The sequence below is a fragment of the Acinetobacter sp. R933-2 genome, assembly GCF_030325485.1.
GTDB classification, from domain to species: domain Bacteria; phylum Pseudomonadota; class Gammaproteobacteria; order Pseudomonadales; family Moraxellaceae; genus Acinetobacter; species Acinetobacter sichuanensis.
Map to the genome: position 1 here is coordinate 66,452 of NZ_JACAIJ010000007.1, position 9,231 is coordinate 75,682.

A 9,231-nucleotide genomic window follows, 5' to 3' on the forward strand; every position below is an offset into this window, starting at 1 on the left:
AGTAAAATGAGATGATTTTCTCTATTTAAACCAAGCATTGTTTAAAATCATCCTAAAATCCATGATTCAACTAAAAATACGCTGATCTCATTTGACTATGAGCTTTGCCATAAAATTGTCATCTTTATTTGTTTAGCTTGGGCACAAATTGGTGATTATTATGAAATATGCCTAAATATCTGTTTTATCATCGCTGGACTTTTGCTGTATTGAGTATGATTTGTAGCTTTGTACTGCTTATATTTCTTTGGCTTGGTCAATATAAATCTATATCTGAATGGAATTGGGTCGATATTTTTGGTGAAGGTGGTGCAACTATTTTTATTGGTATTTGGATTTTTTTTATTATTAAAAGTCGTCGCTTAGGCTATGTGACTCACTATATATTATTGGGTTTATGTTTTATTTTTTTCCATATGTGGATGGATCTTTTAGATGAATTTATTCGTATTCCTAAAGAAATGGTTTGGGATGCGTGGTTAGAATCTATTCCTTTCCCTATTGGTTTATGCTTATTGACCATAGGTATTTATTTTTGGCATATCGAAGAACTAGCCATCAATAAACAGCTACAAAAACGTGAACGGATTTTTCGAGATCATCGCTTATTTGATGCGCTAACACCTTTGGCAGATGCGCATTATTTTAAAAATCAGTTAAAAGCAACAATTGAAGCTCAGCAACAACAGAACTTTTCATCTTCAGTTGTTTTATTTGACATGCATAATTTTAATAAAATCAATCAACAACATGGTTTTGATGAAGGAACGGCAATCTTACAACATGTTTCTCAATTACTGAGTTTAAACTTACGTTCAGATGACTTACTCTGCCGTTTTGCAGGTGATCGCTTTATTATACTTTTACCTCATACTTCACTTAAACATGCGGAACAAATTGCTTTACAATTAGAACAAATCATCAGCTTTTGCGCATATTATCATCATCAACATGCGGTACGTATTCCTTTAAAAGCCATGACAACTTGCTGTGAAGTCCATCCTGATCATAGCGTTAAAGATATTCTTTATGAACTCAATCAAAATTTAGTCAAAGCTAAACAAGGTCATTCATTACAGCGAGTTATAGCATGAGTTTTGAATGTGACTACGCTTATTTGCCCGCCCATGATCATCTTTCTATTTTGATTGATTTATCAATCAGTCATGGTCTTGAACATCACCGTTTGCTGAGTGGCAGTGGTATATTTTTAGAAGATATTTTTGCTGGCACTAAAAAAATTAGTGTTCAACAACTGCAACATGTATTGAAAAATTCAGAAATATACTTTCGTAATCAAGATATCAGTTTTTTATTTGGTCAGCGTAGTTTAACTACACCTTTTAATGATCCTATTAAATCTATATTATATGCAGCTCATCTGGACGAAGTATTTTCTCGTTATATTGAGTTTTTTTCCTTAGTTTCTCCGTGGTTATGCCCAAGAATAATGCGTAGCTCGACACATTTACATTTATATTGGCTAGATGAAAATAAATTTGAAAATCGTTTTTTAATTGAAAGTTCAATGAGTGCTGTACAAGCCTTAAGCCGTCAACTCTATCAAGAAAAATTACCATGGAAATTTGAGTTTAACTTTTCTGAGCCTGAATATATTGAACAATATTGGACACATTTAGGCAGTGATTTAAGTTTTAATCGCCCAATCAATATGATGAGTTTATCACGTGAATTATGTCATCATCCCTTACCTAATGCCTCAGCAACCCTTTCTATGATTTGCTATCAACAAGCATTACAACACATGACTGAACAAAAAATTCACTGTAGTTTTTTACTTCAATTACATCAATATCTCATGCAGAATATTCAAAATAATATTCAATTAGAACATACAGCCGAATATTTCCAAATGAGCTCAGCAACTTTAAAACGAAAATTAAAAAAACATCAGACCCATTTTCAAGCACAACTTGATCAAAGTCGGTTACATACCGCTATTTTGCTATATCGAGTTCATGGTTTTAAAACTGAGCAAATCTCTCAATATTTACAAATCAATGATACGACCAATTTTAGACGTGCTTTTAAAAGATGGAGTGGTTTAAACGTACAAGCGGCACAACCTTAATATTCAATATCAAATGTTATATCTCTTATTTGTGCACCATTTAAAAAAGTGAAATGATTTTAAATTTATCAAAATTTTCAATGTTTAACACCCTCACTTAAAAACCCAAAGTGAGGGGTATATGTCAAAATAAGATCAAGAAAGATAATCATCTGTCGAAATAACCGCAGCATAAGCAAATTGAAATGCTGCCATTAGTGTTGCGTGTGCATATGCTGCTGGAACTTTGAGACCATTAAATTCTAAATCTAGTGTTGCACAAGCATCATGAACAACTTTGACCTTATAACCAAAATCAGAGGCTGCACGCACAGCAGCATCTATACACATATGACTCATAGCTCCAATGATAACCAATTCCTCAATTGCATTTTCTTGCAAAACTTGTTTTAAGTTTGTCTGTAAAAATGAATTCACGTAATTTTTAACAATGACAACTTCATGATCAAGAGGAGCAACTTGTTTTTGAATTTCTATACCATTTGAATTTGGTTCAAATACAGGCATCTCTCCATGCGCAAAAACATGTTGTACATGAATCACCTGAATGTCATTTTCACGTGCATTTGCAATAATTTTTGCTGCGTTGGTTGCTGCATTTTCAATACCGACCAAAGGTAATTTTCCAGTAGGTAAATACTCATTTTGTAGATCAATAACCAAAATCGCTTGCTTTGTCATAACTCATTCCTTAGTCAAAATTAATATCATGAGTTGATAATTTGTCCTTTTTAGCCCAATATACCAAGTGACAATATCGACATTCTTCAAGGTGATACCGACAAATGTCCAAAGATCTCAAGCGAATCGTTGAAATTGGTCTGCTTATTTATCCTGAAGTTCACATGGCTACTGTACTTGGTTTGACTGATCTCTTTAATTTGTCTAATAAAAATAAACAGGATGCACTGTTTCCGACACTCAAAGTCAGTCATTGGAAATTTGATTGTATAACGCAAAAAGTGATTCGAATTGATGAAACATATCCTGAACTTCATACAGAACCCAGTATCATCATACTGCCACCTAGCCTAGCAGATCCTATTTCCATTCAACTTGCACAGACCTATATTCCTTGGTTAAGACAACAAAACTTAAATGGTGCTATTTTGGCATCTATTTGTGCAGGTGCATTTTTACTGGGTGAAACTGGACTTATACAAAACCAAAAGATTACTTTGCATTGGCAACATAAAGAGTTATTTGAAAAACGCTTTCCACACATCCAGTTAGATCTTGACCCATTGATTATAGATACTGGAGAGATTATTACAGCAGGTGGTGTGATGGCTTGGGTTGATTTAGGACTACAACTCGTTGAACGCTATCTTGATCGAACAACGATGCTTAAAACTGCACAAATTTTATTGGTAGACCCACCGGGGAGACAACAAAGTTATTACAGAGCTTTTTCTCCAAAATTCGATCATGGGGATGACATTATTTTAAAAGTTCAGAAATGGCTTCAAGACGTTTATACCGAACAAATTAACTTATCTGACTTAGCTAAATATGCGTGTATGGAAGAGAGAACTTTCTTAAGACGCTTTAAAAAAGCCACAGGAATGACAAGTATTGATTATTGTCAACATTTGCGCGTTGATCATGCTCGTGAAAAGCTACAAAATTCTCAGGTTTCAATTGACAGGATTTCTTGGGAAGTTGGATACAATGATCCAAGCGCCTTTAGAAAAGTCTTCAACCGAATTATTGGGCTAACACCTAGCGAATATCGTCAAAGATTTAACTCAAATTTACACTAAAGCTTATATCAAAATAATGTGGGTGATATTTTCAATGCTACGAGTTGAATAAACTCTTGATCGTCTTTCTACCTTAAAGACACCTAGGTATCTATACATAAAATGTGTAGATACCTATGCCTAAAAGACAAGATTTAATGGCGACCTGAATAAAATAAAAGTCTTGTTATTTATGCCAACCCGTTAAGCGAAACTTTACAGTTTAAAAAGCCGCAAGATTAGTTTGTGCTCGCCCTAAAATCAGTGCATGTATATCATGTGTTCCTTCGTAAGTATTGACCACTTCAAGATTTACTAAATGTCTTGCAACGCCAAACTCATCATTAATCCCATTACCGCCCAGCATATCTCGTGCTTGTCTCGCGATGTCTAAGGCTTTCCCACAATTATTACGTTTGATTAATGAAGTTCCTTCAACAGAAGCAATGCCCTCATCTTTCATACGCCCAAAACGTAGAGCAACCTGTAAACCTAAAGCAATTTCAGTTTGCATATCTGCCAATTTTTTCTGAATTAATTGTGTTGCAGCCAAAGGACGACCAAATTGTTTACGGTCAAGTGTATATTGTCGTGCAGTATGCCAGCAAAACTCTGCTGCTCCCATTGCTCCCCACGCGATACCGTATCGAGCACTGTTCAAACAAGTGAATGGACCACGCAAACCTCGAATATCAGGAAAGGCGTTTTCCTCAGGAACAAAGACCTGATCCATCACAATTTCACCTGTAATGGAAGCACGCAAACCTACTTTGCCATGAATCGTTGGCGCAGATAAACCTTCCCAGCCTTTTTCTAAAATAAATCCACGAATATCACCTACATGACCTGCTTCATCCACTTCTTTTGCCCAAACAACAAAAACATCAGCGATTGGACTGTTGGTGATCCACATTTTATTGCCTGTGAGTCTATAACCACCTGCTACTTTTTTAGCTCTTGCTGCCATATTGCCCGGATCTGAACCAAAGTCAGGTTCTGTCAGACCAAAACAACCAATATATTCACCTGTTGCAAGTTTAGGTAAATATTTTTGTTTTTGAGCCTCTGTACCAAATTCATTGATCGGAACCATCACCAATGAACTTTGTACACTTGCCATTGAACGATAACCAGAGTCTACACGCTCGATTTCACGTGCAATCAAACCGTAGCTGACATAATTTAAACCTGCACCACCATATTCAGCGGGAATAGTTGGTCCAAGTAAACCCAACTCACCCATTTCACGGAAAATCGTACTGTCGGTTTTTTCGTGGCGGAAGTTTTCCAATACACGCGGTTTTAATTTATTTTGACTGTATTGATATGCGGTTTCTCGGATCAGACGCTCATCACTATCCAATTGATTTTCGATTAGAAATGGATCTTCCCAATTAAAATTTGCCATAAAAAATGTCCTTAAGTTTTAAATATATTTTCGTTTGATATGCTGTTTTAAGTCGTAGGAATATCTATTTAGATCGTCCAGATTCAATCTTAGTAGACAACACTATATAAATACTCTTCAAAATTAGTCGCGCTTTGATTCGGATTTCGAAGGGGATGACTTTCCATTTTATTACTCCATGTTCAATCTAGAACAATATTTTCCATTTTTAAAAAACTGATTTAATAATCAAGAAATTAAAAAACGATTTCTTCATTATTTTTATATCTTCAATCAAAAAATTTCTTGATTTCTGTACATTTTTTGATAATCTATATTTATCAGTTTTACTCTGTGGAACTATGGTTTCACTTTATAAAACAACTTTAAAATCATTTTTGGAGAATGTAAAGCCATGCAGTCAAAAAAAATTGAAAATATTGATGAATTAATGAAAGATCAAAGATTTATTATTTCTTTATCACGAGGTTTAAATGTCCTGTCCTGCTTTACAGGCGTTACTGAGCCCTTGTCTCATCAACAAATTTGTGAAGCAACAGGTTTGGCTAAAGCGACTGTAACTCGCTTAATTTTTACTTTAATTTCAATGAATTATCTTATTCAAGATTCAAACGGAAAATATCTGCTTGGACGTGAGGCGGTACTTTTAAGCAATACAGCATTTACTCAATATGATGTTGTAAAGCTTATTAGCCCACAAATGCTTGAATTTGCAGAAAAATATCAGGTTTCAGTCAACCTTGCTATTCATCAGGCAGGTATGATGACCTACTTAATTGCTCATCGTAGTCCTTCAAAAATTTCTGTTAATTTACAAGCAGGTTCACAAATTCCATTAGAACAAACAGCAATTGGACGTGCCTATTTTGCAAATAGTGATACGAAGACCCAAAAAATTATTATGGATTATATTGCAGAGCGAGATCATGAACAGATAGAAAAAACCCAGAAAAACTTAGAAAAACATACTGATTTTTATAAGAAAAATGGTTTCTCTATTTCACATGGTGATTTCTCTTCAGAGATTTTAGCCATTGCAGTTGCGATTCCATCCAAAGATGGAGCCCAAGTCACATACAGTCTAAATGCCAGTGTGCCAAGTGGCTCTTGGAATGAAAAAGAATACATCAAATATCTTGAAACACCTTTGAAACAATTAGCTTTAGACATCGCTGATGCTATTTAATTTTTAAATACGGAGTTTTTTTATGCGAGCTTTAGAAGGAATTAGAGTTCTTGATTTAAGCCGAGTTCTTGCAGGTCCATGGTGCAGCCAAATATTGGCAGATTTAGGCGCTGAGGTGATTAAAATCGAACATCCAGATCGTGGTGATGACACCCGTTTCTGGGGTCCACCTTGGATGAAAGATGATCAGGGAGAAAATACCCAAGAGTCGGCATATTATCAGACAGCAAATCGAAATAAACTTTCTGTATGTGTTGATATTGCTCAACCTGAAGGTCAAGACATTATTCAAAAAATGGTTCTAAATAGCGATATTTTGATTGAAAATTTTAAAACGCATTCATTAAAAAAATATGGTCTGGATTATGAAAGCTTAAAGAAAATCAATCCGAAATTAATTTATTGTTCAATCACAGGTTTCGGTCAAACGGGTCCTCGTGCTGAACAACCTGGATATGATTTTATTATTCAAGGTTTGGGTGGACTCATGTCTATCACAGGAGAAAAAGATGATTTAGCAGGAGGTGGTCCACAAAAAGTTGGTGTTGCTGTTACCGACTTAACTACAGGTTTATATGCAACCATCGCGATTCAAGCCGCGCTTTTAGCACGAAATAAAACAGGTATAGGACAGCATCTTGATATTTCTTTGCTTGATGTACAAATCAGTATGTTAGCCAATCAGGGCATGAACTATTTAAGTTCAAATATCGCCCCAGTAAGAACAGGAAATAGCCACCCAAATATTGTGCCATATCAAGTTTTTAAAGCTAAAAATAGTCATTTTATTTTAGCCTGCGGTAATGATTCACAATTTAAAGCTTTATGTCATGCAATTGATCGTGCTGATTTAAATCAAAATATGGATTTTCAAACGAACGCGCTGCGTGTTAAACACCGAATAGCTTTGACTGAAACTTTGCAAAATCACTTTATGAGCCAAGATGCAGCATATTGGGTCGAAAAAATCAATGCAGTCAAAGTCCCTGTTGGTTTAATTAATAATATTGCTCAAGCACTTGATGAACCCCAAGTAAAGCATCGAAATATGGTCGTTGAGCAAGCACATCCATTGAATCAAAATTTTAAAATGATTGGTTCACCACTTAAACTTTCTGATACACCAGTAGAATATCAATCACCTCCTCCAACTTTAGGTCAACATACATTTTCAGTACTGTCACACTACTTTGATGAAGACAAAATTCAGGAACTCGTCAAACACAACATTATTAAATAAAGATTAATCAGGCATCTTCAGAAGCTTATTTCGGGAGCTAAGAGCAATATTCTTCAACATTGCTCTTAGCTTTTGAAGCTGTGTTAGCTATAGATTAGAATGATAATGTTTCACTAACTATATAATGAAAGGCTTAGATCTGCCGCTGAACTTCTTGAATCTACTGATTATTCAATTGAAAAAATAGCTGAAGCAACGGGTTTTAATAATACCGTTCTATTTCGCCGACTTTTTAAGCAAAAATATGGCACATCCCCCGATCACTGGCGTCAAAACTTCAGTCATCAATGATATTTTCAAAAATAATTTCTACAGAATAGAAAAAATTAAGGCTGTTTTACAAGCAAATTAAATGCTTTCTATAATGGCAGTGAACTTGGGACAAAAGACGTTTTTATATAAGATAGATTTCTAAGCTGCCTATATGGCAGTGAACTAAGTATTGGCGAGGACATGAGATCCGACAGTTTTCTAAGCTGCCTATATGGCAGTGAACTTACCTTGTATCATTCTTTGTGAACTCCCAATTTTCTAAGCTGCCTATATGGCAGTGAACAATTCTAAAACGATTGATTCTGTGATTGCTCGTTTCTAAGCTGCCTATATGGCAGTGAACATATCTAATTATCCAATACCTAATCCTGTCAATTTCTAAGCTGCCTATATGGCAGTGAACATACAGCCGTTCAAGCTGAGATAGGCTTTGCATTTCTAAGCTGCCTATATGGCAGTGAACCAGAGACCCAATATTTAGAGTTTGCAAAAATATTTCTAAGCTGCCTATATGGCAGTGAACCAGAGACCCAATATTTAGAGTTTGCAAAAATATTTCTAAGCTGCCTATATGGCAGTGAACACATTTTCATAATTAGCAATCCCTAGTTTTGTTTTCTAAGCTGCCTATATGGCAGTGAACGCGTTGAACTTTCCTCTGTAATTAGGTCTGAATTTCTAAGCTGCCTATATGGCAGTGAACCAGACTATAACGCAAATGCTTGGACTGCTACATTTCTAAGCTGCCTATATGGCAGTGAACGAATTTCTGTAGATTGGAAACGTTGCTCTTTATTTCTAAGCTGCCTATATGGCAGTGAACTTTATAGGGGTAAAAATTTACCCCTACAAATATTTCTAAGCTGCCTATATGGCAGTGAACAATTGCACCCATTTTCACACAACACTCGATATTTTCTAAGCTGCCTATATGGCAGTGAACGTATCTCAATCAAAAAATGTCGCCGTCTCACTTTTCTAAGCTGCCTATATGGCAGTGAACTTGATGCAACGCCAACTATCACGAAGATTGCATTTCTAAGCTGCCTATATGGCAGTGAACGTGATGACCAAGTATGCTGTCGTGCCCTCGTTTTTCTAAGCTGCCTATATGGCAGTGAACGCTCAGGGTGATCGTACGCTTAAACTTCTCTTTTTCTAAGCTGCCTATATGGCAGTGAACATCCAGACCTTAGACAATGAGCTACGAAGATGTTTCTAAGCTGCCTATATGGCAGTGAACACGTCGGGTTTGGTATTGACCTTGATGTGGGTTTTCTAAGCTGCCTA

Annotated in this window: 7 protein-coding genes, 1 pseudogene and 1 CRISPR repeat array; of the genes and pseudogenes, 6 read left to right on the forward strand and 2 right to left on the reverse strand. The window is 35.7% G+C overall.

All coding sequences use genetic code 11. The features are described from left to right. Positions 1-167: 167 nt before the first annotated feature. Positions 168-1,094 carry a GGDEF domain-containing protein gene (locus HX005_RS09870; protein ID WP_286377219.1) on the forward strand — a complete coding sequence of 309 codons (927 nt, stop codon included), beginning with the start codon at positions 168-170 and terminating at the stop codon, positions 1,092-1,094. After that, positions 1,091-2,092 carry an AraC family transcriptional regulator gene (locus HX005_RS09875; RefSeq protein ID WP_286377220.1) on the forward strand — a complete coding sequence of 334 codons (1,002 nt, stop codon included), beginning with the start codon at positions 1,091-1,093 and terminating at the stop codon, positions 2,090-2,092. Before HX005_RS09870 ends, HX005_RS09875 begins: the two co-directional genes overlap by 4 nt. A 135-nt stretch (positions 2,093-2,227) precedes the next feature. Here the strand turns inward: HX005_RS09875 and HX005_RS09880 are convergent, their stop codons facing one another. Continuing rightward, positions 2,228-2,773 carry a cysteine hydrolase family protein gene (locus HX005_RS09880; protein ID WP_286377221.1) on the reverse strand — a complete coding sequence of 182 codons (546 nt, stop codon included), beginning with the start codon at positions 2,771-2,773 and terminating at the stop codon, positions 2,228-2,230. A 104-nt stretch (positions 2,774-2,877) separates the two neighbouring features. On the opposite strand from HX005_RS09880, the gene HX005_RS09885 reads away from it, so the two are divergent. Then, a complete protein-coding gene (locus HX005_RS09885) occupies positions 2,878-3,855 on the forward strand; it encodes a GlxA family transcriptional regulator (RefSeq protein ID WP_286377222.1) in 978 nt (325 codons plus the stop codon). 202 nt (positions 3,856-4,057) lie between these two features. Here HX005_RS09885 and HX005_RS09890 read toward each other — a convergent pair whose 3' ends face one another. Beyond that, positions 4,058-5,242 carry an acyl-CoA dehydrogenase gene (locus tag HX005_RS09890; protein WP_107007923.1) on the reverse strand — a complete coding sequence of 395 codons (1,185 nt, stop codon included), beginning with the start codon at positions 5,240-5,242 and terminating at the stop codon, positions 4,058-4,060. A 394-nt stretch (positions 5,243-5,636) separates the two neighbouring features. Here HX005_RS09890 and HX005_RS09895 point away from each other — a divergent pair, with 394 nt between their 5' ends. The 3 genes and pseudogenes from HX005_RS09895 to HX005_RS09905 all read left to right on the forward strand — a co-directional run. Beyond that, on the forward strand, positions 5,637-6,428 hold the full coding sequence (locus HX005_RS09895; RefSeq protein ID WP_286377223.1) for an IclR family transcriptional regulator: 792 nt from the start codon (positions 5,637-5,639) through the stop codon (positions 6,426-6,428). A 22-nt stretch (positions 6,429-6,450) separates the two neighbouring features. Then, positions 6,451-7,668 (forward strand): CaiB/BaiF CoA transferase family protein, encoded by a 1,218-nt coding sequence (locus HX005_RS09900; RefSeq protein ID WP_107007925.1) that lies wholly within the window; start codon positions 6,451-6,453, stop codon positions 7,666-7,668. 135 nt (positions 7,669-7,803) lie between these two features. Next, a pseudogene (locus HX005_RS09905) lies at positions 7,804-7,959 on the forward strand (helix-turn-helix domain-containing protein); the annotation flags it as partial. Positions 7,960-8,076: 117 nt separating this feature from the next. Beyond that, positions 8,077-9,184: a CRISPR direct-repeat array (repeat unit 28 nt; unit sequence TTTCTAAGCTGCCTATATGGCAGTGAAC). The last annotated feature ends 47 nt before the right edge of the window (positions 9,185-9,231 follow it).

Coding starts and splice junctions, on each gene's coding strand:
- HX005_RS09870 (WP_286377219.1), top strand. CDS start 168: ATGCCTAAATATCTGTTTTATCATCGCTGGACTTTTGCTGTATTGAGT.
- HX005_RS09875 (WP_286377220.1), top strand. CDS start 1,091: ATGAGTTTTGAATGTGACTACGCTTATTTGCCCGCCCATGATCATCTT.
- HX005_RS09880 (WP_286377221.1), bottom strand. CDS start 2,773: ATGACAAAGCAAGCGATTTTGGTTATTGATCTACAAAATGAGTATTTA.
- HX005_RS09885 (WP_286377222.1), top strand. CDS start 2,878: ATGTCCAAAGATCTCAAGCGAATCGTTGAAATTGGTCTGCTTATTTAT.
- HX005_RS09890 (WP_107007923.1), bottom strand. CDS start 5,242: ATGGCAAATTTTAATTGGGAAGATCCATTTCTAATCGAAAATCAATTG.
- HX005_RS09895 (WP_286377223.1), top strand. CDS start 5,637: ATGCAGTCAAAAAAAATTGAAAATATTGATGAATTAATGAAAGATCAA.
- HX005_RS09900 (WP_107007925.1), top strand. CDS start 6,451: ATGCGAGCTTTAGAAGGAATTAGAGTTCTTGATTTAAGCCGAGTTCTT.